General features: G+C 69.3%; 24 protein-coding genes. 13 read left to right on the top strand and 11 right to left on the bottom strand.

From position 1 onward, the window contains the following. The first annotated feature begins 190 nt into the window (after positions 1 to 190). From ACYVKR_RS16150 to ACYVKR_RS16115, 8 genes are all read left to right on the top strand, one after another. Positions 191 to 1,273: a LacI family DNA-binding transcriptional regulator gene (locus ACYVKR_RS16150; RefSeq protein ID WP_460481960.1), complete on the top strand. Its 1,083-nt coding sequence runs from the start codon at positions 191 to 193 to the stop codon at positions 1,271 to 1,273. Between the two features lie 114 nt (positions 1,274 to 1,387). Next, the gene (locus tag ACYVKR_RS16145; RefSeq protein WP_460481959.1) at positions 1,388 to 2,059 is read left to right on the top strand and encodes an amino acid ABC transporter permease; all 672 of its coding nucleotides are present in this window, start codon (positions 1,388 to 1,390) and stop codon (positions 2,057 to 2,059) included. A 16-nt stretch (positions 2,060 to 2,075) separates the two neighbouring features. Beyond that, the gene (locus tag ACYVKR_RS16140; RefSeq protein WP_460481958.1) at positions 2,076 to 2,729 is read left to right on the top strand and encodes an amino acid ABC transporter permease; all 654 of its coding nucleotides are present in this window, start codon (positions 2,076 to 2,078) and stop codon (positions 2,727 to 2,729) included. 40 nt (positions 2,730 to 2,769) lie between these two features. Beyond that, positions 2,770 to 3,564 (top strand): transporter substrate-binding domain-containing protein, encoded by a 795-nt coding sequence (locus tag ACYVKR_RS16135; protein ID WP_460481957.1) that lies wholly within the window; start codon positions 2,770 to 2,772, stop codon positions 3,562 to 3,564. 26 nt (positions 3,565 to 3,590) lie between these two features. Next, complete coding sequence (locus ACYVKR_RS16130; RefSeq protein WP_460481956.1) at positions 3,591 to 4,355, top strand: amino acid ABC transporter ATP-binding protein; 765 nt, start codon at positions 3,591 to 3,593, stop codon at positions 4,353 to 4,355. A gap of 78 nt (positions 4,356 to 4,433) precedes the next feature. After that, on the top strand, positions 4,434 to 5,222 hold the full coding sequence (locus ACYVKR_RS16125; protein WP_460481955.1) for a sugar phosphate isomerase/epimerase family protein: 789 nt from the start codon (positions 4,434 to 4,436) through the stop codon (positions 5,220 to 5,222). A gap of 35 nt (positions 5,223 to 5,257) precedes the next feature. Then, a complete protein-coding gene (locus ACYVKR_RS16120; RefSeq protein ID WP_460481954.1) occupies positions 5,258 to 6,214 on the top strand; it encodes a sugar kinase in 957 nt (318 codons plus the stop codon). 301 nt (positions 6,215 to 6,515) lie between these two features. Beyond that, the gene (locus tag ACYVKR_RS16115) at positions 6,516 to 7,508 is read left to right on the top strand and encodes a 2-hydroxyacid dehydrogenase (RefSeq protein ID WP_460481953.1); all 993 of its coding nucleotides are present in this window, start codon (positions 6,516 to 6,518) and stop codon (positions 7,506 to 7,508) included. 94 nt (positions 7,509 to 7,602) lie between these two features. On the opposite strand, the gene ACYVKR_RS16110 is transcribed toward ACYVKR_RS16115, so the two are convergent. From ACYVKR_RS16110 to ACYVKR_RS16075, 8 genes are read right to left on the bottom strand one after another with little or no spacing between them, the layout of a single operon-like run. Further along, positions 7,603 to 8,571 carry an NAD(P)H-dependent flavin oxidoreductase gene (locus ACYVKR_RS16110; protein ID WP_460481952.1) on the bottom strand — a complete coding sequence of 323 codons (969 nt, stop codon included), beginning with the start codon at positions 8,569 to 8,571 and terminating at the stop codon, positions 7,603 to 7,605. A 13-nt stretch (positions 8,572 to 8,584) separates the two neighbouring features. Next, the gene (locus ACYVKR_RS16105; protein ID WP_460481951.1) at positions 8,585 to 9,547 is read right to left on the bottom strand and encodes a Bug family tripartite tricarboxylate transporter substrate binding protein; all 963 of its coding nucleotides are present in this window, start codon (positions 9,545 to 9,547) and stop codon (positions 8,585 to 8,587) included. 35 nt (positions 9,548 to 9,582) lie between these two features. After that, complete coding sequence (locus tag ACYVKR_RS16100) at positions 9,583 to 10,353, bottom strand: Clp protease/crotonase-like domain-containing protein (RefSeq protein WP_460481950.1); 771 nt, start codon at positions 10,351 to 10,353, stop codon at positions 9,583 to 9,585. 10 nt (positions 10,354 to 10,363) lie between these two features. Continuing rightward, the gene (locus tag ACYVKR_RS16095) at positions 10,364 to 11,161 is read right to left on the bottom strand and encodes an SDR family NAD(P)-dependent oxidoreductase (protein WP_460481949.1); all 798 of its coding nucleotides are present in this window, start codon (positions 11,159 to 11,161) and stop codon (positions 10,364 to 10,366) included. Continuing rightward, complete coding sequence (locus tag ACYVKR_RS16090) at positions 11,158 to 12,693, bottom strand: class I adenylate-forming enzyme family protein (protein ID WP_460481948.1); 1,536 nt, start codon at positions 12,691 to 12,693, stop codon at positions 11,158 to 11,160. The genes ACYVKR_RS16095 and ACYVKR_RS16090 overlap by 4 nt, the downstream gene beginning before the upstream one ends. A 15-nt stretch (positions 12,694 to 12,708) precedes the next feature. Continuing rightward, on the bottom strand, positions 12,709 to 13,854 hold the full coding sequence (locus tag ACYVKR_RS16085; RefSeq protein WP_460481947.1) for an acyl-CoA dehydrogenase family protein: 1,146 nt from the start codon (positions 13,852 to 13,854) through the stop codon (positions 12,709 to 12,711). A 31-nt stretch (positions 13,855 to 13,885) separates the two neighbouring features. Beyond that, a complete protein-coding gene (locus ACYVKR_RS16080; RefSeq protein WP_460481946.1) occupies positions 13,886 to 15,031 on the bottom strand; it encodes a thiolase family protein in 1,146 nt (381 codons plus the stop codon). Next, positions 15,028 to 15,438 carry a Zn-ribbon domain-containing OB-fold protein gene (locus ACYVKR_RS16075; protein WP_460481945.1) on the bottom strand — a complete coding sequence of 137 codons (411 nt, stop codon included), beginning with the start codon at positions 15,436 to 15,438 and terminating at the stop codon, positions 15,028 to 15,030. The genes ACYVKR_RS16080 and ACYVKR_RS16075 overlap by 4 nt, the downstream gene beginning before the upstream one ends. 129 nt (positions 15,439 to 15,567) lie before the next feature. On the opposite strand from ACYVKR_RS16075, the gene ACYVKR_RS16070 reads away from it, so the two are divergent. Beyond that, positions 15,568 to 16,215: a TetR/AcrR family transcriptional regulator gene (locus ACYVKR_RS16070; protein ID WP_460481944.1), complete on the top strand. Its 648-nt coding sequence runs from the start codon at positions 15,568 to 15,570 to the stop codon at positions 16,213 to 16,215. Positions 16,216 to 16,312: 97 nt separating this feature from the next. Here the strand turns inward: ACYVKR_RS16070 and ACYVKR_RS16065 are convergent, their stop codons facing one another. Together ACYVKR_RS16065 and ACYVKR_RS16060 are read right to left on the bottom strand one after the other, a co-directional pair. Next, complete coding sequence (locus tag ACYVKR_RS16065) at positions 16,313 to 16,606, bottom strand: hypothetical protein (RefSeq protein ID WP_460481943.1); 294 nt, start codon at positions 16,604 to 16,606, stop codon at positions 16,313 to 16,315. Between the two features lie 147 nt (positions 16,607 to 16,753). Next, positions 16,754 to 17,011, bottom strand: a complete 258-nt coding sequence (locus tag ACYVKR_RS16060; protein WP_460481942.1) for a DUF2061 domain-containing protein — start codon at positions 17,009 to 17,011, stop codon at positions 16,754 to 16,756. Between the two features lie 208 nt (positions 17,012 to 17,219). Between ACYVKR_RS16060 and ACYVKR_RS16055 the strand changes: the two genes are divergently transcribed. The 4 genes from ACYVKR_RS16055 to ACYVKR_RS16040 are packed head-to-tail and all read left to right on the top strand — an operon-like array spanning position 17,220 to position 22,346. After that, positions 17,220 to 18,785, top strand: a complete 1,566-nt coding sequence (locus ACYVKR_RS16055) for a DUF4178 domain-containing protein (protein WP_460481941.1) — start codon at positions 17,220 to 17,222, stop codon at positions 18,783 to 18,785. Positions 18,786 to 18,813: 28 nt separating this feature from the next. Beyond that, positions 18,814 to 19,032 carry a DUF350 domain-containing protein gene (locus ACYVKR_RS16050; protein ID WP_460482215.1) on the top strand — a complete coding sequence of 73 codons (219 nt, stop codon included), beginning with the start codon at positions 18,814 to 18,816 and terminating at the stop codon, positions 19,030 to 19,032. A gap of 60 nt (positions 19,033 to 19,092) precedes the next feature. After that, a complete protein-coding gene (locus tag ACYVKR_RS16045; protein ID WP_460481940.1) occupies positions 19,093 to 20,631 on the top strand; it encodes a spermidine synthase in 1,539 nt (512 codons plus the stop codon). Further along, the gene (locus ACYVKR_RS16040) at positions 20,613 to 22,346 is read left to right on the top strand and encodes a flavin monoamine oxidase family protein (protein WP_460481939.1); all 1,734 of its coding nucleotides are present in this window, start codon (positions 20,613 to 20,615) and stop codon (positions 22,344 to 22,346) included. Before ACYVKR_RS16045 ends, ACYVKR_RS16040 begins: the two co-directional genes overlap by 19 nt. Here the strand turns inward: ACYVKR_RS16040 and ACYVKR_RS16035 are convergent. Beyond that, positions 22,334 to 22,747, bottom strand: coding sequence for a VOC family protein (locus tag ACYVKR_RS16035; protein ID WP_460482214.1), 414 nt, complete (start codon positions 22,745 to 22,747; stop codon positions 22,334 to 22,336). The two genes, ACYVKR_RS16040 and ACYVKR_RS16035, sit on opposite strands and share 13 nt — an antisense overlap. Between the last annotated feature and the right edge of the window lie 142 nt (positions 22,748 to 22,889).

Raw genomic sequence — 22,889 nt, 5'->3', positions numbered from 1 at the left:
GCGGCTGTGGATTGTTCCTCCATAGCTGGCTGCTCCTGTGTTGCAAGTGCATATGTTCGGTTTTCCCACAAAGTTATCCACAAGTTGAAGAGTTATTCAACAGCCGCGAAAATGGCAAGCGCCACGCGGATTTGACTGCCTGCCGGGTCCGTCTGGGTTACGCTGTCGCCCTTTCCCTCCAGGTTTTCCCGTGCCGCCCACCGCTCCCGCCCCAGCTCCACGCCGCGCCGCGCCGGCGCGCGCCACGATCGCCGACGTGGCGGCGCAGGCCGGGGTGTCCAAGGCCACGGTGTCGCGCTTCCTCAACGGCCGCACCGAGCTGCTCACGCCCGACATCGCCGAGCGCGTGCGCGCCGCCATCGCCGAACTGCATTACCACCCCAGTCCCATGGCCCAGGCGCTCAAGCACGGGCGCTCGCGGCTGATCGGCCTGGTGGTGGCCGATGTGACCAACCCCTTCTCGGTGGCCGTGCTGCAGGGCGCCGAGAAGGCCTGCCAGGCCGCCGGCTACCTGCTGGTGCTGTTCAACCTGGGCAACGAGCCAGGGCGCGAGCGCGAGGCCCTGCAGGCGGTGCAGGCCTACCAGCTCGACGGCCTGATCCTGAACCGCGTGGACACCAACGTGCAGCTATGGCAGCCCGCCACCGAGCACGGCAAGCCCATCGTGCTGGTGGACCGCTTCCAGGCCGGGCTGGATGCCGACTTCGTCAGCGTGGACAACGCCGCCATCGTGCACCTGGCGCTGGAGCACCTGCTGGCCAACGGCTTCGGCGAGCTGCTGCTGGTGAGCGAGCCGACCGAGGGCGTCAGCTCGCGCGCCGAGCGCCGCACCACGTTCGAGGCCGCCCAGGCGGCCCAGCCCGCCCCGGGCCGCTGGCGCGGCGACTACTGGGAAAGCCCCGGCAACGAGCCCGCCGACGTCGCCCGCCTGGCCGAGCGCCTGCGCCGGCTGGTGGACCAGGGCCGCGCGCGCGGTGCGATGCCGGCGGTGCTGGCCAGCAATGCCATCGCCACGCTGCGCGTGGCCACCGCGGCGCAGCACGCGGGGCTTGCGCTGGGGCGCGACCTGGGCTTCGTCGGCATCGACGAGACCGACTGGGCCGGGCTGATCGGCCCCGGGCTCACCACCATCGCCCAGCCCACCGACGCGCTGGGCCAGGCCGCCGCGCGCTGCCTGATCGAGCGCCTGCACGGCCTGCAGGAGCCGGCGCGCACGCTGGCGTTACCGGGCACGCTCATCGCCCGCGGCTCGTCGCAGCCGCTAAACCATTGATTTTCTTCGGCTCATTTTTCGATAGCGACCCAACCCAGGGTAAATACCAGTAACACCCTGGTAACCCGCGGTCTTAAACTTTGCGCTACTGAAACCGGTTTCAACACCATCCCCATGACCTACCAATTCCAGTTTGACCAGGTGCTGGCCGCATGGCCCCAGCTCTTGCACGGCACCTGGATCACGATCCAGCTCTCGCTGACGGCCACGGTGCTGGGCCTGGGGGTGGCCATCGCCTGCGCCTGGGGCAAGACCTCGGGGCCGGGCTGGCTGCGCTTCGTGATCAACGCTTACATCGAGCTGATCCGCAACACGCCCTTCCTGGTGCAGCTGTTCTTTTTCTTCTTCGCGCTGCCGGCCATCGGCCTGCGCTGGACGCCGCACACCGCCGCGCTGGTGGCCATGGTGGTGAACCTGGGTGCCTACGCCACCGAGATCATCCGCGCCGGCATCGAGGCCATCCCCAAGGGCCAGATCGAGGCGGGCCTGGCACTGAACCTCAAGCGCTGGGAGATTTTCCGCTTCATCATCCTCAAGCCCGCGCTCAAGACCATCTACCCGGCGCTGACCAGCCAGTTCATCCTGCTGATGCTGAGCTCGGCCGTGGTCTCGGTGATCTCGGCCGACGACCTGACCTCGGTGGCCGCCAACATCCAGTCCGAGACCTTCCGCAGCTTCGAGGTCTACATCGTCGTCGCCGCGATCTACCTGCTGCTGTCGCTGCTCTTCAACGCGCTGTTCAAGCTGGTCTACCAGGCCTGCCTGAACTACCCCGACCGCCGCTGAACCCGAGGAACAAGACATGCGTACTTTTGGCTGGCCCGAGTTGTGGTTCATCGTGGAAGCGGCGAAGTGGACGCTGGCGCTGTCCGTCATCGCCTTCGCCGGCGGCGCCATCGTCGGCCTGCTGGTGGCGCTGGCGCGCACCGGCGGCAACGCGGCGCTGGCGCGCATCGCCACCGTGTTCACGCAGATCTTCCAGGGCACGCCGCTGCTGCTGCAGCTGTTCCTGGTGTTCTTCGGCGCGCCCATCCTGGGCTTCGAGATCAACCCCTGGATCGCCGCCGCCGCCGCGCTCATCCTCAACAGCGGCGCCTTCCTCGGCGAGATCTGGCGCGGCTGCATCCAGGCCGTGCCGCGCGGCCAGTGGGAGGCCGCCGAGGCGCTGTCGCTGTCGTATTACTGGCGCATGCGTTCGGTGGTGCTGCCCCAGGCGCTGAAGATCGCCGTGCCGCCCACCGTGGGCTACCTGGTGCAGATCATCAAGGGCACCTCGCTGGCGGCCATCATCGGCTTCACCGAGATCACCCGCGCCGGCCAGATCATCAACAACGCCACCTTCCAGCCGCTGATCGTGTTCGGCGTGGTCGGCGCCGTCTACTTCATCCTCTGCTGGCCGCTGTCGCTGTGGGCCGGGCGCCTCGAAAAGCGCCACGCCAAGGCCCTGGCCCGCTGATTTCCCCCGTTTTCCGCCCATCCACCTTCAGGAGACACGCATGTTGAACCCCCAACGCCGCCACTTCACCCTCGGCATGGCCGCCCTGGCCGCCGCCGGCCTGCTGCCGGGCATGGCCTCGGCCCAGAGCCTGGCCGACCTGAAGAAGAAGGGCAAGATCACCATCGGCATGCTGGTGGACTTTCCGCCCTACGGCATCATGAGCAGCAGCAACCAGCCCGACGGCTACGACGCCGACGTGGCCAAGCTGCTGGCCAAGGACCTGGGCGTGAACGCCGACATCGTGCCCGTGACCGGCCCCAACCGCATCCCCTTCCTGCTCACCGGCAAGGTGGACATGCTGATCGCCTCGCTGGCCATCACGCCCGAGCGCGCCAAGCAGGTGCTGTTCTCCAAGCCCTACTCGGCCGCCTCCATCGTGCTGTACGGCAATGCCAAGACGCCCATCAAGACCGCCGCCGACCTCAAGGGCCAGCGCGTGGGCGTGGCCCGCGCCTCGACCCAGGACGTGGCCGTGACCAAGGCCGCGCCCGAGGGCACGCAGATCCGCCGCTTCGACGACGACGCCTCGGCCATGCAGGCCCTGCTGTCGGGCCAGGTCGATGCCATCGGCTGCTCGGTGACCGTGGCCGCGCAGATCGCCAAGCGCGCGCCGGCCGGCCAGTTCGAGACCAAGTTCCAGCTGCTGCAGCAGAACATGGCCGTGGCGCTGCGCCCGGGCGAAGACGAGGTGGCCAAGGCCGTCAACGACTTCATCGCGAAGAACACCGCCAACGGCGAGCTGAGCAAGCTCTACCAGAAGTGGCTGGGCGCCCCGCTGCCCAAGCTGGACTGACCGCTGTTTTCCCCGCTGGAGCCCGCATGACCACCCCCACCGCGCAAGAGCCCATCATCCGCCTGCAAGGCGTAGAGAAATGGTATGGCAGCTTCCAGGTGCTGACCGACATCAACCTGGAGGTGCGCGCCGGCGAGCGCATCGTGATCTGCGGGCCCTCGGGCTCGGGCAAGTCCACGATGATCCGCTGCATCAACCGCCTGGAGGCGGTGCAGAAGGGCAGGATCACCGTCGACGGCATCGACCTCACCGCCGGCGGCCACAACGTGGACAGCGTGCGCCAGGAAGTGGGCATGGTGTTCCAGCAGTTCAACCTGTTCCCGCACCTGACCATCCTGCAGAACTGCACGCTGGCGCCGATGCGCTCGCGCGGCCTGTCCAAGGCCGAGGCCGAGGAGCGGGCCATGCAGTACCTGACCCGCGTGCGCATCCCCGACCAGGCGCACAAGTACCCGAGCCAGCTCTCGGGCGGCCAGCAGCAGCGCGTGGCGATCGCGCGCGCACTGTGCATGTCGCCCAAGATCATGCTGTTCGACGAGCCCACCTCGGCGCTCGACCCCGAGATGGTCAAGGAAGTGCTGGACACCATGATCGGCCTGGCCGAGGACGGCATGACCATGCTCTGCGTGACGCACGAGATGGGCTTCGCCCGCAGCGTGGCCGACCGCGTGATCTTCATGGCCGACGGCAAGATCATCGAGCAGGGCCCGCCGGGCGAGTTCTTCGGCAACCCGCAGCACCCCAAGACGCAGGCCTTCCTGGGCCAGATCCTGAGCAATCACCACGCCTGAGCCGGTGGCACGCCTACTCCTCGATTGATAGCTGCCAGCGCTTGACCATCAAGCGCTGGATGCCAATTTGACTGATATATGTCCCTCTCCACCTCCGCCACCGATTTCCCGGCCCTGATCTCGCTGACCTCGTTCGGCGCCGCCGAGGTGCTGCGCCACGGCCAGCCCTGGTTCGCCCGCCTGTCGCAGGCCGCCGGCGCCGATGGCGTCGAGGTGCGCGAGGAGCTGCTGCGCGACGCCGCCCGCGAGCTGCCCGAGCTGGCAGCCTGGGCGCGCGACGCCGCCATGGAACTGGTCTACTCGTGCCCGCAGCCGCTGTATGCGGAAGGCGGCACGCTGGCGCTGGCCACGCTGCAGCACGCCATAGACGCCAGCCACCGGCTCGGCGCCGGCTGGCTCAAGATGTCGATCGGCGGCTTCGGCGCGCCATCGCACGGCTTTGATGCCATCAAGCAAGCGCTGGCCGGCAGCGGCATCACGCTGCTGATCGAGAACGACCAGACCGTGGCCGCCGGCACGCTGCAGGCGCTGGAGCGCTTCTTTGCCGCGGCCGACGCCGCCGGCCTGCCGCTGCCCCTGACCTTCGACATGGGCAACTGGGCCTACCAGGGCGAATGCGCGCTGCAGGCCGCCCAGCGGCTGGGCCCGCGCGTGGGCTACGTGCATGCCAAGGGCGTGCAGCGCCTGCCCGCCAAATGGGTGGCGGTGCCGCTGGCCGAATCGGCCCTGCCCTGGCGCGCCACGCTGCGCGCGCTGCCGGCCGGCGTGCCGCGCGCCATCGAATACCCGCTGGTCGGCGACGACCTCGAGGCCGTCACCCGCCGCGAACTGCAGATCCTGCGCGATGCCACCGCCCTGCTGGCGTAGCATTGCATTCCCACCCCACGCCCTCCTGATTCCCCATGACCACCGCCGCCAAAACCTTCGATGTCGCCGTCTTCGGCGAAGCCATGCTGCTCTTGATCGCCGACCGCTCCGGTCCGCTGGAGCTGGCCGAGGCCTTCACCAAGCGCATCGCCGGCGCCGAGATCAACGTGGCCACCGGCCTGTCGCGCCTGGGCTTCGACGTGCACTGGGCCAGCCGCCTGGGCGCCGACTCCATGGGCCGCTACCTCGTCAACCAGATGAAGAAGGAAGGCGTGAACTGCGACCACGTGGTGCTCGATGCCGCGCAGCGCACCGGCCTGCAGTTCAAGAGCCGCGTCGATGACGGCAGCGATCCCTTCGTCGAATCGCACCGCAAGGGCTCGGCCGCGAGCCTGATGGCGCCGGCCAACATCGACGAGCCCTGGCTCGCCGGCGCGCGCCACCTGCATGCCACCGGCGTGTTCCCGGCGATCTCCGAGACCGCGCTGGCCACCGCCAAACGCACGCTGCAGATCGCCCGCGCCAGCGGCAGCACCATCTCGTTCGACCCCAACCTGCGCCCCGCGCTGTGGAAGAACGAGGCCACCATGCGCCGCGAACTCAACGCGCTGGCCGCCGGCGCCGACTGGGTGCTGCCCGGCGTGGCCGAAGGCGAGCTGCTGACCGGCCACAAGAGCCCCGAGGCCATCGCGCGCTTCTACCGCGACCAGGGCGCGAGCCTGGTCGTCGTCAAGCTCGGCGCCGAAGGCGCCTACTACGACCACGCCACGCTGGGCTGCGGCCATGTGCCGGGCAGCCCGGTCGAGAAGGTGGTGGACACCGTGGGCGCGGGCGACGCCTTCGCCGTCGGCGTGATCAGCGGCCTGCTCGACGGCCTGGCCGTGCCCGACGCCGTCAAGCGCGCCTGCTGGATAGGCGCCCGCCAGGTGCAGGTGCTGGGCGACTCCGAAGGCCTGCCCACCCGCGCCGAGCTGCAGGCCGCTGGGTATTGAGGCTTGTACACCCCCTTCTGTCTGCGCCTGGGGCGTGGCGTTTGCGGGGTGGCATGCGCGTCGGAGCGCGCATGCTTCGTCATCTGACTCGCCGCGGTTGTCCGAACGGAGCGCCTTTGGGCGCGAAGAGAGTTCTGCGGCGCACCCCGCAAACGTCACGCCACAGGTTGCCCCAACGCATGGCGTTGGGGTCGCAGACAGTCGGGGCGTGTTCTTTGCCTACTTTCTTACACGAGTAAGAAAGTAGGTCGCCCGCCGGGGCGAGTCCCGGCCTCTGCACGCAAATTCTGAGAGCCACCCCATGACCCCCCAATCCACCGCTTCCAGCCAGCAGGTACTCGTCTTCCGCGAACTGCCCGACGACCTGCTGGTAAAGCTGCAGGCCGCGCACGACGTGACCGTGGCCAATCCGCGCAAGCCCGAACAGCATGCCGCCTTCATGGCCGCGCTGCCCACAGCCGAGGCGCTGATCGGGTCGAGCTATCCCATCACCGACGAGCTGCTGGCCCAGGCCCCGCGCCTCCAGCTCATCTCCAGCATCTCGGTGGGTGTGGATAACTACCCGCTGGCCTCGCTGAAGGCGCGCGGCATCGCGCTGTGCCACACGCCAGGCGTGCTGACCGAAACCACGGCCGACACCATCTTCACGCTGGTGCTGGCCACCAGCCGCCGCGTGCTCGAACTCGCCAGCCTGGTGCGCGAGGGCCGCTGGACCAGGAACATCGGCGAGGAGCTGTTCGGCTGGGACGTGCACCACAAGACCATCGCCATCCTCGGCTTCGGGCGCATCGGCCAGGCCGTGGCGCGGCGCGCGGCGCTGGGCTTCGGCATGCAGGTGCTCTACACCAACACCAGTCCCGTCGATCTACCCGAGCTGCAAGGCCACGCGCGCCAGGTGCCGCTGGCCGAGGCGCTGGCCGGCGCCGACATCGTGGTCAGCACGCTGCCGCTGACGCCCGCCACACGCCACCTCATCAACGACGCCACGCTGGCGCAGATGCGCGCCGGCGCCTTCTTCATCAACGGCTCGCGCGGCGGCATCGTCGACGAGGCAGCGCTGCTGCGCGCGCTCGACAGCGGCCGGCTGCGCGGCGCGGGGCTCGACGTGTTCGAGCCCGAGCCGCTGCCGCTGGATTCACCGCTGCGCACGCACCCGCGCGTGACGCCGCTGCCGCATGCCGGCTCGGCCACGCACGAGACGCGCCGCGCCATGGCCGGGATGGCGGTGGCCAACCTGCTCGCGGCGCTGCGCGGCGAGCGGGCGGCGGGGGCGTTCGATCTGTCGAGGATCTAGTCAAAAACAGGAGCTTCCAGCGCTTTGCATGCAAGCAATTCAAATAGTTTTGAATAGCAATTGACCATACAGCAATCGCAGGCAGCTCTATTTTTTATAGTAACGCCGCACTCGCGGAACGCGCCTGCGCATACTCCTGCGCCAGCGTGTCGACCAGCTCGGCCACCGGGCGCACGCGGTCCACGCCCGACACGCTGTGGCCCGCGCTCCAGATGTCCACCCAGCGCCTGGGGCCGCCCGCGGCCTCCTGGCCATGCGCGCCGAACAGCTCACGCGCCCGCTCGGGCGAGACCTTGCCCTGCAGCGCCTGCGGGTCCAGCCCGGCCGCGACGATGGAGGGCCGCAGCATGTTCGCGTCCAGCCCGGTGAAGGCCTGGGTCAGCAGCACGTCGTCGAGCCGGCTGTCCACCAGCATGTGCTTGTAGGGGTCGGAGCCCAGGCTCTCGGGCGTGGCGATGAAGCGCGTGCCCATCATGCCCAGGTCGCAGCCCAGCGTGCGCGCGGCCCACAGCGCGGCGCCGTCCGACATGCCGCCCGACAGCACGATGGGCCCGTCGAACATGCGGCGCACCGCGCGCACGAAGGCGAAGGGATTCGCCCAGCCGGTCTGCCCGCCGGCGCCGGCGGTGAGCAGCACCAGGCCGTCGGCGCCCACCTCCAGCGCCTTCTCGGCGTGGCGGATCGAGGCCACGTCGGCCAGCACCAGGCAGCCGATGTCGTGCAGCGGCTTGACCACCGCCTCGGGCGAGCCCACGCTGGCGATCACCATCTCCACGCGGTGGCGCAGCAGCACCTGCAGGTCGTCGACCAGCGTGGCCTGGCGGCGCATGATGATGTTGGGGCAGATGGGCGCGACCGGGCCGTCGGCCTCGGCGCAGTCGGCCTTGATCTGGCTCAGCCAGGCGTCGAGCTGTTCGGCGCCGCGGGCATTGACCGTGGGAAAGGCGCCGACGACGCCGCTGCGGCAGGCGGCCGCCACCAGCGCGGGGCCGGACACGCGCAGCATGGGCGCGGCGATCAGCGGCAGGCGCAGCCGCGACGCCAGGGAGGAAGGCAGGCTCATGCGGTGCGCTCCCTCAGACCGTGTAGCCGGTCTTGTCGATCAGCGCGGCGAAGCGCTTGCGCTCCTCCTGCACGTAGGCGCGGGTCTTGTCGGCATCGAAGTCGATCAGCTCGGAGCCGGCGCTGGACTTCTCCATGTAGCTCACGTATTCGGGCGACTTGAGCGCAACGGAGAAGGCCCGGTACAGGCGCTGCACCACCTCGGGCGGCGTGCCGGCCTTGACGGCGTAGCCGATCCACACATAGGCCGTGAGCCCCGGGTAGCCCAGCTCGCGGAAGGTGGGCACGTCGAGGAAGGCCTGGGGCCGGCTCTCGTGCGTCAGCGCCAGGATCTGGGTCTTACCGGCGCGGAAGAATTCGCGCGCGGCGCCGGCGTCGATGACCATGGCATCGACGTTGCCGCCCACCACGTCGGCCATCGCGGGCGCCGGGTCCTTGTACTGCACGCTGTTGAGCTCGATGCCCAGCTCGTGCTGGATCAGCAGCGCCAGCAGCTTGTAGTAGTGGCCGCCATAGGTGGCCACCGACAGCTTGCCCGGGTTGGCCTTGGCGTCGGCGACGAACTCCGCCAGCGTCCTGTGCCTGCCGGCCTTCACGATCAGCGCCGCGCCGCCGCGCACCGACAGGATCACGGGCTGCAGTTGGGTCTCGGGCTTGAACGCCAGCTTCTTGTTGACCAGCGGCACCAGCACCATGTTGCTGGGCGAGATCAGCAGCACGCGCGAGCCGTCGGTGGGGCCGTTGAGCACATGCTGGGTGGCGATCATGGTATCGGCGCCGGGCTTGTTCTCGAGGATCACCGAGCGCTGCAGCTCGCGCGAGACCACATCGGCCAGGATGCGCGTGCTGGTGTCCACACCGGTACCGCCGCCCACCGGCATGATGATGCTGATCGGCGACTTGTCCTGCGCCCACAGCGGCGCATGCATGGCCAGCGCCGCGGCCGCGCCGGTCTGCAGAAAGCTTCGTCTTTGCATGTCTTGTCTCCTGTTCTGCTTGGCGATGGCCGGCGCTACTCGCCCGACCAGACTGGTGCGCGCTTGGCGGCGAAGGCCTGCAGCCCCTCGATGCGATCCCTGGAGTTGAGCGCGGCCTGGGCGATGGGCATCTGGTTCTCCCAGGCCTCCAGCTCGGGCCACTCGAAGGCCTTGGACATGATGCGTTTGGACGCGGCCAGCGCCGTCGGCCCGTTCACCAGCAGCAAGCGGGCCAGCGCCAGCGCGGCCTCCAGCGCCGCGCCCGGCTCGACCACGCGGTTCAGGATGCCGTAGGGCTGCAGGAAGCCGGCGTCGTGGATCTGACCGGTCAGCGCCATCTCGAAGGCGACGTTGTACGGGATCTTCTTGGGCAGGCGGAACAGCGCGCCACCCACCGCGACCAGGTTGTGCCGCACCTCAGGCAGGCCGAACTTCGCGCTCGAGGCCGCGACCACCATGTCGGCCGTCAGGCACAGCTCGAAGCCGCCGCCCACGGCATAGCCCTCCACCGCGGCAATCAGCGGCTTGCGCAGCGGGTGCACGAAGCAGCCGAAGCCGCCGCGGCGCAGCTTGCTGCGCTTGACGCCGCTGGCCGCCTCCTTCAGGTCGGCGCCGGTCGAGAAGTTGCCGCCGGCGCCGTGGATCACCGCGGCGAAGCAGCGCCTGTCCTCGTCGATCTCGTCCATGATGTCCTGCAGCGCCACGGCCATGGCGTTGTTGCAGCAGTTCTTGACCTCGGGCCGGTTCAGCGTGATGACGGCGATGCCGTCGTGTTTTTCCAGCAGGGCAGCGGGTCCGGTGCTCATGGCGCGCTCCTCACAGGTTGAACGAATACCCGCCGTTGACGGGGTAGGTCTGGCCGGTGATCCACGAACTGGCATCCGACGCGAGAAACAGCACCATGTTGGCGATGTCCTCGGGCTGGCCCACGCGGCGGATCACGTAGTTGGACAGCACCTTCTTCTTGCGCTCGGGATCGGCCTCCAGGCGCGCCGCGATGGCCGGCGTGGACGTGGCGGAGATGGCCACGCAGTTGGCGGTGATGCCGTAGCGCCCCAGGGCCTTGGCCGCGCCGCGCATGAAACCCGCCGCCCCGGCCTTGGCGCCCGAATAGACCTCGAGGTGGGCCTCGCCCACGCGGCCCGCGTCGGAGATGATGGTGATGATCCGGCCGGCGTTCTTGTCGATCATGCCGGGCACCGCCGCCGCCGTGCAGTTGATGACGCCATAGAAGTTGACGCGGATGAAGCTGTCCCATGCGGCCTCGCCCACCTCCCAGAAGTGCTTGCGCGCATCGGGGTCGGGGTTCACGCCCGCGTTGCCGGCGTTGTTCACCAGGATGTCGATGCTGCCGCCGGCCGCCTCGGCCGCCTGCGCGAACGTGGCCTTGACCTGGTCGTGGCTGGTCACGTCGCAGACGGCGGCCACGGCCTTCACGCCCAGCGCCTCGATCTCCTGCACCACGGACTGGGCGCGCTCGGCATAGAAGTCGTTGACGATGATGGCGCTGGCGCCGCTCTTGGCGAAGTGCAGGGCCACCTCGCGGCCCACGCCCTGGCCCGCGCCGGTCACGGCGGCGATCTTGCCGGTCAGGCCGGTGATGTTCAAAGTCATACGTTGCGCTCCTGGTGGTTCCAATGGGGTTGGCGAAGCTCGCGCTTCAGGATCTTGCCGACGGCGTTGCGCGGCAGTTCGGCGACGTGCACGAAATCGCGCGGCCGCTTGTACGAGGCCAGGTGCGCCTGGCCCAGCGCGGCCAGCTCGCCCTCGGCGATGGGCTGGCCGCTCTTCGATTCGTAATAGGCGACGACCTTCTCGCCGAACTCCTCGTCGGGCAGGCCGACCACCGCGATGTCGAGCAGGCCCGGGTGCTGGTAGAAGGCGGATTCGATCTCGGCCGGGTAGATGTTGACCCCGCCCGAGATGATCATGTCCTTGGCGCGGTCGGTGATGTAGAGGAAGCCGTCCTCGTCGAGCCGGCCCATGTCGCCGGTGCGAAAGAAGCCGCGCGCATCGCGCGTGTCCTCACCCAGCGGCGGCGCGTTAAGGTAGCTGGTGATGACCACCGGCGTGCTGACCCAGATCTCGCCCACCGCGCCGCAGGCGCAGCGCCGGCCGGCCTCGTCGCGGATCTCGATCTCCACGCCCTCGTAGGGCTGGCCGCTTGCGCCCGGCTTGCGCAAGTGGTCCTCGGGCTTCATGCCGGCCACCATGCCGGTCTCGGTGGAGCCGTAGCCCTCGTGCAGCACCGTGCCGAACACGTCCTGCACCCAGCGCTTGATCGCCATGGGCACGGGCGCGGCGCCTATGCCCATGCTCCTGAGCCGCGGCGCGCGCCGGCCGCTGGCCTCCTGGTAGCTCTTGAGCCGCTTGTACATGGTGGGCACGCCGGTCCAGTGCGTCACGCCATGGCGCTCGGCCAGGTCGAACCACTGCGCCGCGTCAAAGCGCCTTTGCAGCACCAGCGTGGTGCCGTTCTTCATCGCCATGCGCACCTGCGACGGGCCGGAGCCGTGGTGCAGCGGCATGGACACCAGGGCCACGTCGCTGGCCTGGTAGCGCTTGTAGCCGCCGACCTGGGCCTCGAGGTAGCGGTTCAGGCGCTCATTGCCCGGCTCGGGCCGCGAGTTCAGCTGCACGCCCTTGGGCCGGCCGGTGGTGCCCGAGGTGTAGATGATCTGCTCGCACAGCGCTTCCATGGCGAGGGGCGGCCCGCCGGCGGCGGTTAGCGCGCCCCAGTGGCTGTCCGGCCAGGCCTTGGCCACGGGGAGGATGGCCTCGCGCGGCAGCGCGGTGATCGCGTCCATCAGCGCCTGCGGCTGCTCGTCGTCCAGGATCAGCAGTTGGGCGCGGGCGTTCTCCAGCACGTAGTCGACCTCCTCGGCCACCAGGCGCCAGTTGACGCCTAGCAGCCGCGCGCCCAGCTTGGACAGCGCCAGCATCAACGCCACCCACTGGGCGCCGGTCTGCATGCGCAGCGCCACCACGTCGCCGGCGGCCACGCCGCGCCGCGCCAGCTGGTGGGCGAGGTGGTCGGCCAGCGCATTGAGTTCGCGCCAGCTCAGGGTTTCGTCGTCGGCCAGCACGGCGGGGCGCTCGGGCTGGATGCGGGCCCAGTGCTCGGGCAGGGTGGGGGTCGTGGTCATAGCGGTTTCCATGGCTCAGCGGAACAGGTGGCGGGCCAGCACGTGGTACTTGTGCACCTCGGTCGGGCCTTCGTAGATGCGGGCGGGGCGCTGCGAGCGCCACCAGTGGGCGATGGGGTTGTCCAGCGAGACCCCGGCCGCGCCGAAGATCTGCACGCCGCGGTCGAGCACGCGGCCGACCACCTCGGTGGCCTGCATCTTGATCAGGCTGGCCTCCACGCGCGTGTCGTGGCCGGCGTCAGCCTTGCGCGCGGCGGCGTACATCATCAGACGGCACTGGTTGATGTCCACCCACGAGTCCACCACCATGGCCTGCACCGCCTGCTTGTGCGACAGCGGCGAGCCGAAGGCCTCGCGCTGTCTGGCGTAGCCGGCCATCATCTCCAGCGTGCGCATGGCAATGCCCAGGGCGCGCGCGCCCACGCTGAAGCGGGCCTGCGAGAGGATGATCTGGGCGTTGCGGAAGCCCTCGCCGCTGCCGCCGATCAGGGCGTCCGCTGGCACCTCGCAGTCGTCGAAGACCAGCTCGTTGATGACCGAGCCATCCAGCACCGGGATGTCGCGCGAGATTTTCATGCCGGGGTTGGACTTGTCCACCGCGAACATGGAGATGCCGCCGCGCTGGCGCTTTTCGGGGTCGGTCACCGCGACGACAAAAACCACCTCGGCCGGGCCGACGTTGGAGATGAAGACCTTGGTGCCGTTGAGCACCCATCTGTCGCCGCGCTGCACGGCCCGCGTCTGGATGGCGTTGCCCGGATCGGCCCCGCCCGAGGGCTCGGTCTGCGCGAAAGCGTACTGCAGCCGGTCGTGCAGGCAGGGATCGAGGTAGCGCTCCTTCTGCACGCCGACGGCGCCCAGCAGGAAGGGCGGCACCCGCCCGCCGATGCGCAGCGGCACCAGGCACTTGAAGTTCTCCTCGGTCACCGCGAGCTGCTGCACCACGGTGAGCCGGGCGCCGCCCACCTCCTCGGGCAGCGACAGGCCCCACAGGCCCACCTCCTTGGCGGCCCGCGTGCCGGCGCGCAGGTCCTGCACGGTGATCTCACCGCCCTGCAGCTTTTTGGCCTCGAGCGGCATCTGGTGCTCGCGCACCAGCCGGGCGGTGAGATCCACGATGGCGCGCGTGTCCTCGTCGAACTCGACCATGTAGTCGATCATGGGTAGTCTCCTGGAATGCGGTGTTCTGGTTTCAGATGCCCAGCACGTGGGCGTAGCAGACCGCGCCCACGCCCACCATGTGGGCCAGGCCGGTGCGGGCGCCGGGCTGCTGGCGCGCGCCGGCCTCGCCGCGCAGCTGCAGCGCGATCTCGGCGATCTGGCCCACGCCGGTGGGGCCGATGGGGTGGCCCATGGCGATGAGTCCGCCCGAGGGGCTGACGGCCACCCGGCCGCCGATGTCGAACTCGCCGGCCTTCAGCGCGGCAATGGCCTGGCCCGGCTTGCACAAGCCCATGGCCTCGACGTAGAGCACCTCCTCGATCGAGAAGGCGTCATGCAGCTCCACCACGTCGAGCGCCGAGGGCGCGACGCCCGCCTCGCGCAGCGCCTGCAAGCAGGTAGCCTGCGTGAGCAGCTCGTCGAAGGCCGTGGCGTCCTCGTAGACCGCCTGGCTCTGCGCGGCCGACGACAGCACGCGCACCGCGCGGCCGGGGGCTATGCCATGCGCGCGGATCGCGTCCTCGGACATCAGCACCACCGCCGCCGCGCCCTCGCCCACCGGCGTGCACTGCAGCACGGTGAGTTCGCCCGACACCCGGCGGCCGGCCAGCACCTCGTCGAGCGAGCGCGCCTTCTGGCGCTGGGCGTTGGGGTTGAGCGCGCCGTTGCCGTGGTTCTTGACCGCGACCCGGGCGATGTCGCGCATGTCGGCGCCCGAGCGGTGCACATACTTGTCGGCCAGCAGCGCAAAGTGGGTGAACGGCGCGATGTAGTCGCTGGCCAGTTGCTCGATGCCGGCCTGCGACTCGCCGCGCACCACCGGCGCGCGCTTGTCCACGCCCAGCACCAGCGCGGTGTCGGCGATGCCGCTGGCCACCTCGATGCAGGCGTTGCGGAAGGCCGTGGAGCCGGATGCGGAAGCGTTCTCCACATGCGTGATGGGCAGGCCCGTTGCCCCCAGGTGGCGCAGGATGGGGCGGCCGCAGGCCATGCCCAGCAGCGCCTGCGCCACATAAGCCGTGTCCACGCCGGCCAGCGGTACGCCGGCATCGGCCAGCGCCTGGCGGGCCGCGGCAAGGCCCAGGGTGACATAAGAGGTGTCCGAAGGGTCCTGGTAGCGGTGCCAGCCTATGCCGACGACGTAGACGGGACGCAGGTCCTGGAGGTTCTTCTTCATGCCGCCACCCCGAAGCGGAATTCGAGCACCACGGGGTCCTGCCCGCGCTCCTTCAGCACGCCATGCACGCGCCGGCCATGCCAGTCGCCGGCCTCGGGGCCCACGTCGAGCAGCGCTCGCACCACCGGCCCGGCGTCGAGCCGGACCTCGGCCACGGTGAAAGGCACGGCCGGCTCGGGCTGGGTATGGATGTGGACCTGGCTGCTGCCCAGCACCACGCCCTGCGCGGCGAGCTCGACATCGGCCAGCGCGCCACTGCCGCAGCGCTCGCAGCCGTAGTGCTGCGGCGGAAACGCCACTTCGCCACAGGCCGTGCAGCGCACGCCCTTGAGCATGGGGTGGTGGTCGGCGTCCCAGCCGCAGAGGCTGGGCTTGCCGAGGGGAGGAATGGAGGGGTTGGTCTTCATACTTACCGTATGGTCAGTAAGTTTTATAATCGCGGCAACAGGGTTTCCACGTAATCTCGGGCCACGCGATCGCGCCCCCCATAATTCGTATCACCTGATATGCCCCGGCACAGCAGAATCCATCCAGCCATGACGACCACGACCCCCACGCCCACCCGCACCCGACGCACCCAGGAAGAGCGGCGCGCCAGCTCGGAACTCGCGCTGATCGACGCCGCCGTGAAGGTGATGCGTGTCAAGGGTGTCACCGGACTGACGCTGGCCGAGGTGGCCGAGATCGCGGGCGTCAGCAAGGGGCTAGTGGTGCACCTCTACGGCAGCAAGCAGGGCCTGCAGCTGGCCGTGCTCGACGCGCTGCGCACCGAATTCTCCAAGCGCCTGCGCGGCAACGAGCGCGGCGCGCGCAGCATGGAACTGCTGCGCAGCTTCATACGCATGTTCGTCGGCAGCCTGGGCAAGCCCACCTCCAACACGCGGGTGTTCTCGGCGCTGCTGTCCGAGGCGATCTTCCAGGACCAGGAGTTCGCCGCCGGCGTGGCCGCGATGAACGACGCGACGATAGACTTCGTGCGCGAATGCTTGGCGGCCGAGCAGGCGCGTGGCCTGCGCTTCATCGATGATGACCTGGACAGCCTGGCCACGCTCATCGTGGCCCACCTGCGCGGCATCGCGCAGATCTTCTCCATCAACGCCAGCGCCCAGACCCGGCCGCTAGACACGCAGAAGCTGCTGCAGCTGAGCGAGGCCCTGCTGGACCGCATGGTGGATGCCGGCTAGTCAAAAATCATAGCTGCTGGCGCTTTCCACTCAATACAGTGCAATACAAATGCATTTGAATCGCTTGTCTATCAAGCGCCAGCCGCTCACTTTTTCTTCATGACCCCGGCTGCGGCTCGCAGCGCACCTGGTTCATGTAGATCGAGCATTGGTAGCGCTTGCCCTGGAACGTGGCCTGGTAGCGGGTCGATTCGCGCTGGCGCTCGAAGCCGAACACCTGCACGTGCGCCTCGGTGCTGCCGAAGTAGGCGGCGGTCTTGTCGGCGATGGCCTGGTCCGACAGCACGGCGTTGGTGCCGATGGGACCCACCACATCGCAGCCCGGCAGCGCCAGCACCAGGGCGCACAGGGCCGGCAGGCCGGTCAGAAAACGGAGGGGTGTCGCGCGCATGGAGTTTCCCGGGTCGAGTGCATGGCAGATGCGCCAACTGTCGCACAAGCCATGGCCCGCGGGCTGCAAACAAAGGTATCTGCGCGCAACGCCTACGCCGCCTGCGCCATGCCCGCCAGGCGCTGCAGCGCCCACTCCACCCAGGCGTCATGCTGCATGGGGCACTCCCGCTTCCATGGCCGCGGCCTGCCTGCGCGCATGCCAGCGCTGCCAGGCTTTTTCGTGGAAGAAGAAGGCGAAGGCCTGCACGGTCGGCTCCAGCAGGCTGAGCGTGAGCGAGGCGATCAAATTGCCGGTGACGGCATAGGCCACCAGGGCCGCCACGGTGATGTGGATGACGTAGTAGCTGGCGGTCTTGCTCAGGGTCTGGCGGTTGTTGCGCAGCAGGTTGCGGACGTGGGACATGGCAGGCTTTCCGAAAGGGTGCGGGACAGGCCTTTAATGATGCGCATTCTCATTGGCGACGTCCAATGGATCGTCGCTACGCCGGGCATAGCCAGGCCTTATGGCGCATGCAATGCCGCTATGATGCACGGCAGCCGGGGCAGCCCTGTGAGGGACATGGGCCTGCGGCGGCCGACCCACTGCGCGCACCACACACCTACAACCAGTCATGACCCGGGACCAGCAACGCAGCTACACCGCGCCCTGCCCCGGCTGCGGCGCGCCTGTCGAGTTCGCCAGCGCGCAGTCGGCCTATGCCGTGTGCCCGTACTGCCACAGCGCCATCGTGCGCAATGGCGAGGTGCTCAAGCGCCTGGGCCGCATGGCCGAGATCTTCGAGAACTACAGCCCGCTGAAGATAGGCCAGAGCGGCCAGATCCCGGCCGACAACGGCCAGGGCGGCCCGCAGGGCTTCACGCTGGTGGGCCGGTTGCAGCTCAAGGGCGACACCGGCCTGTGGAACGAGTGGCAGGCGCTGCTGGACGACGGCGAGATCGCGGTGCTGAGCGAGGACAACGGCCAGTTCGTCCTCAGCCGCGAATACAAGAAGGCCGCGCGCAACGTGCCCGGCGCCACGGTGTGGAAGCTGGGCCAGAGCGTGACCATCAGCGAGGTGCGCTACACCGTGGCCAGCGTGGTGCAGGCGCAGCTGATGGCCGCCGAGGGCCAGATGGCGCACCAGCCCGCGCTGGGCCAGCCCTTCACCGTGGTCGAGCTGCGCAACGAGCAGGACGAGCTGCTGTCCATCGATTACAGCGAGGCCGCGCCCGCGATCTACCGCGGCCGGCCGGTGGCGCTGGCCGACCTGAAGATCGCCGGGCTCGACAAGGCCTCGGCCAAGAAGGAGAAGGGCCGCCACTTCAACTGCCCGCAGTGCGCGGCGCGCATCGAGGTCAAGCTGCAGACCACGCAGAGCCTGACCTGCCCGAGCTGCGGCAGCCTGATCGATGTGAGCGGCGGCATCGGCGGCGAGCTGCGCGCGGCGCTGCAGGACGAGCCGGTGGAGCCGCTGATCGCGCTGGGCCGCATCGGCAAATTCGGCGGCGCCTCGTGGCAGGTGGTGGGCTTCCAGCACCGCATGGGCGTGGAGGCCGGCGACGACGAGCATTTCGGCTGGGACGAGTACCTGCTGTTCCACAAGCACCAGGGCTTCCAGTTCCTGGTGAGCGCCAGCGACGGCTGGAGCCTGGTCAAGGTCATCACCGGCGCGCCCACCTACCAGGCCGGCAAGGCGACCGCCACCTACCAGAAGAAGAAGTACACGCAGCAGTCGGCCTACCGCGCCGAGGCCACCTATGTGCTGGGCGAGTTCTACTGGCCCGTGGTGCGCGGCCAGCGCACCGACAATATCGACTTTGCCGCCGGCCAGAACCTGGACCAGCTGCTGTCGCGCGAGGAAGACCGGGGCCGCGAGGTGACCTGGTCGCAGGGCCGCAAGCTGCCGCCCGAGGCGGTGGCCGCGGCCTTCGGCATGATCGACCAGCTGGACAAGTTCCGGAACACCTCGGTGCTCGATGCCTTCAAGGGCAAGCTGGGCGGCAAGCCGCTGTGGATAGGCCTGGTCGTGCTGGCGCTGCTGGTCTTCTGGCTCTGGCCCAAGGGCTGCGACGCCAGCGCCGAGCGCCTGGCCTATGCCAACGACCCGAACTACGTGAGCAAGTGCAGCAGCACCAGCGGCTCGCGCTCGTCGGGCGGATCGTGGGGCGGCTACAGCTCGGGCGGCAGCCACAAATAGTCAACCAACGAAGGAGTTGCAAATGCATATGGATATCGAATGGCTGCGCCCCGCGGCGCTGGTGGGCTCCATCCTGTTCGCGCTGATCGGCGTGGCGGTCTTCTGGATCTGCTTCCTGATCGTGGACAAGATCACGCCGGTGGACATGTGGGCCGAGATCGTCGAGAAGCAGAACCTGGCGCTGGGCGTGGTGGTGGCGGCCATGTGCCTGGGCATCAGCATCATCGTGGCTGCGGCGATCGGGTAGGCGTCACTATCAATAAATGAGCATCTGGCGCTTGCTGCATAAGCGCCAGCAACGTATTCCATGGAATTTTCTGCCCCGACCAGCCCGCGCCGCGCCAGCCCGCTGGAGATCGCCATGCTGGCCAGCGTGTTCGTGGTGGCGGCCTGCGGGCTGCTGTACGAGCTGGCCGCGGGCGCGCTGGCCTCGTACCTGCTCGGCGACTCGGTGCTGCAGTTCTCCACCGTCATCGGCACCTACCTGTTCGCCATGGGCATTGGCTCGTGGCTGTCGCGCTACCTCGAGCACGAGCTGCCCGCGCACTTTCTGCGCATCGAGCTGATGGTGGCGCTGGTGGGCGGCGCGCTGCCGGCCGTGCTGTCCATCGCCAACGCCTACGTGCCCAGTGGCTTCCAGCTGCTGCTGTACGGCATGGTGCTGCTGGTGGGCACGCTGGTGGGGCTGGAGATCCCGCTGGTCATGCGCATCCTCAAGCGCAACGTGGCGCTCAAGGACCTGGTCTCGCAGGTGCTGACCTTCGACTACCTGGGCGCGCTGGCGGTGTCGCTGGCCTTTCCGCTGCTGCTGGTGCCGCACCTGGGGCTGATCCGCACCGGCCTGGTCTTCGGGCTGATGAACGCGCTGGTCGCGGTGTGGGCGCTGTTCCTGTTCCGCGGCGAGCTGCGGCGCTGGGGCGGGCATGCGCTGACCTGCGCGCTGGTGCTGGCCGCGCTGGCCGGCGGCCTGGTCTGGGCCGACCGGGTGACGCAACTGACCGAGGACCGCTTCTACCAGGAGAACATCGTGCTCGCACGCAGCACGCCCTACCAGCGCATCGTGGTCACGCAGGGCAAGCGCGGCGCGCGGCTGTACCTCAACGGCAACCTGCAGTTCGCGCAGAGCGACGAGTACCGCTACCACGAGGCCCTGGTGCACCCGGTGATGAGCCGCTTCGGCCACCCGCGCAAGGTGGCGGTGCTGGGCGGCGGCGACGGCATGGCGGTGCGCGAGGTGCTGAAATACCCGTCGGTCGAATCCGTCACGCTGGTGGAGCTGGACCCGCAGATGACCGCGCTGTTCCGCGAGCACGAGGGCATGCGCAGGCTCAACGGCGACGCGCTGAACCACCCCAAGGTGAAAATCGCCAACGCCGATGCCTTCCAGTGGCTGCAGCAGAGCGACGAGATGTTCGACGTGGTCATCGTCGACTTTCCCGATCCGACCAACTTCGCCGTGGGCAAGCTCTTCACCAACAGCTTCTACGCGCTGCTGGGCCAGCACCTGTCGGCCAGTGGCTTCGCCGTGGTGCAGACCACCTCGCCGCTGATCGCGCGCCAGAGCTTCTGGACGGTGGTGTCCACCATCGAGGCCGCCGGGCTCGCGGCCACGCCCTACCACGCCCATGTGCCGAGCTTTGGCGAATGGGGCTTCGTGATCGCCAGCCGCCGGCCCTGGAGCATGCCCACGGCGCTGCCCGAGGGCCTGCGCTTTTTGAGCGCGCCCACGCTGCCGCTGCTGTTCGACTTTCCGCCCGACATGGCGCGCGTGCCCACCGAGGTCAACCGCCTGTCCAACCAGGTGCTGGTGCACACCTACGAGCGCGAATGGGGCCGCATCCACTGAACCGCCGCGCCTGGCTGCAGGCCGGCGCCGCGCTGGCCGCCGGCTGGGGCCTGGGCGGCTGCACGCCGGCGGCGCCCAGCGCCTCGGTGGCGCACATCGCCGGCGGCTTCATCGGCGCCAACATCGATCGCGGCCACGTGATGCGCGACCGCCTGCGCCAGGGCCTGCCGCTGCCCGCGCCCGCCGCCACGCGCCGCGCCCAGGTGGTGATCGCCGGCGGCGGCATCGCCGCGCTGGCCGCGGCCCGGGCGCTGCGCCTGGCCGGCGTGCACGACGTGGCCGTGCTGGAGCTGGAAGACAGCGTGGGCGGTAACAGCCGCGCCGGCCAGGTGGCCGGCCTGCCCTGCCCGCTGGGCGCGCACTACCTGCCGGTGCCGGGCGACGACGCCGCCGAGGTACAGGACCTGCTGGAAGAGCTGGGCGTGCGCGAGCGCGTGGCCGGCCGCTGGCAGTACCGCGACGAGTACCTGTGCTTCAGCCCGCAGGAGCGGCTGTTCCGCGACGGCGAATGGCTGGAGGGCCTGCTGCAATCGCAGCACGCGGCGCCCGCCACGCTGGCGCAGTACCGGCGCTTTGCCGCGCTGGTCACGCAGGCCATGGCCACGCAGCGCTTCAGCATGCCGGCCTTGCGCAGCTGGTTGCCCGGCCAGGGCCTGGCGCCTGCGCATCAGGCGCTGGACGCCATCAGTTTTGACACCTGGCTGGGCCAGCAGCAGCTCCATGATCCGCAGCTGCGCTGGTACCTGGACTATGGCTGCCTCGACGACTTCGGCGCCGGCGCGGCGCGGGTCTCGGCCTGGGCCGGGCTGCACTACTTTGCCAGCCGCCACGGCTTCCAGGCGCCGGGCGAGGATGGCGAGCCACACGACAGCGTGCTCACCTGGCCCGAGGGCAACGGCTGGCTGGCCCGGCGGCTGGCCGCACCCGCGCAGCAGGCCGGCTGGCTGCACACCGGCCGCACGGTACTGGCCATCGCCGAGGAGCGCCACGGCGTGCAGGTCGATGCGCTCGATGCCGCCACCGGCACCATCGAGCGCTGGCAGGCCGCGCACTGCATCGTGGCGCTGCCGGTGTTCATCGCCCGCCAGGTGGTGCAGAACCCGCCGCCCTTCGTGGCCGCCGCCGCCCAGGCGCTGGACTGGGCGCCGTGGCTGGTGGCCAATGTGCACATCCGCGCGCCGCTGGCCGACCGCCCGGGCGCCGAGCCGGCCTGGGACAGCGTGTTTTACGACGACGTGGCGAACGGCGGCCTGGGCTACGTGAACGCCGGCCACCAGCGCCTGAACGCCCAGCAGCAGTTGCCCACGGTGCTGACCTGCTACCGCGCGCTGGCCGGCGCCCAGGGCGACCCCGGCGCGGCGCGCGCAGCGCTGGCACGCCTGGCCTGGCCCGGGGCGCGCGACGCCGCGCTCGCGCCGCTGGCCCGCGCCCACCCAGACATCTTCGAGAAGGCCACGCGCATCGACGTCATGCGCTACGGCCACGCCATGGCCATCCCGCGGCCGGGGGCGCAGGCGGTTTTGAGCCAAATCGGCCTCCAGCGCTCATCCAGCAAGCGCCAGCAGCTATTGAATGGTGAGCAGACCACGCTGCTGCCCACGCCCGGCACCGCGCGGCTGCACTTCGCACACGGCGACTGGTCGGGCTATTCGGTGTTCGAGGAGGCCTTCACGCGCGGCCACCATGCGGCGCTGCACGCACTTCAAGCAGCGTAGATTGCCTCGACCGTGCGAAAGCCCTTGACCTCGATGGGATTGCCGAAGGGGTCGCGGAAGAACATGGTCCACTGCTCGCCCGGCTCGCCCTCGAAGCGCACCTGGGGTTCGAGCACGAAGTCCGTGCCAGCCTCCTTCAGGCGCTGGGCCAAGGCCTGCCAGGCCGGCAGCAGCAGGATGATGCCGAAGTGCGGCATGGGCACCAGGTGCTGGCCGACCTTGCCGGTGGCCGCGGTGGCGAACGGCGTGCCCAGGTGCAGCGAGATCTGGTGGCCGAAGAAATCGAAGTCCACCCAGGTGTCGGTGCTGCGCCCTTCCTGGCAGCCGAGCACGCCGCCGTAGAAGCGCCGGGCCGCGTCCAGATCGGTGACGTTGAAGGCGAAATGGAAGATGGAGGGCAGTTGCATCGTGTTCATCGCCCGCAGCGTACCAGAGGCGCTGCCCCTGGCCGCCGACTTGTGCACAGATCCAGAACGCCTGCACATGCCGGCGGCGATGGCCGGACTGCGGCATGGGCATGCCGTCATCATCAAACGAGAATCA

The organism is Comamonas humi (assembly GCF_054782535.1).
This window is presented reverse-complemented; position numbering and strand designations above follow the sequence as displayed.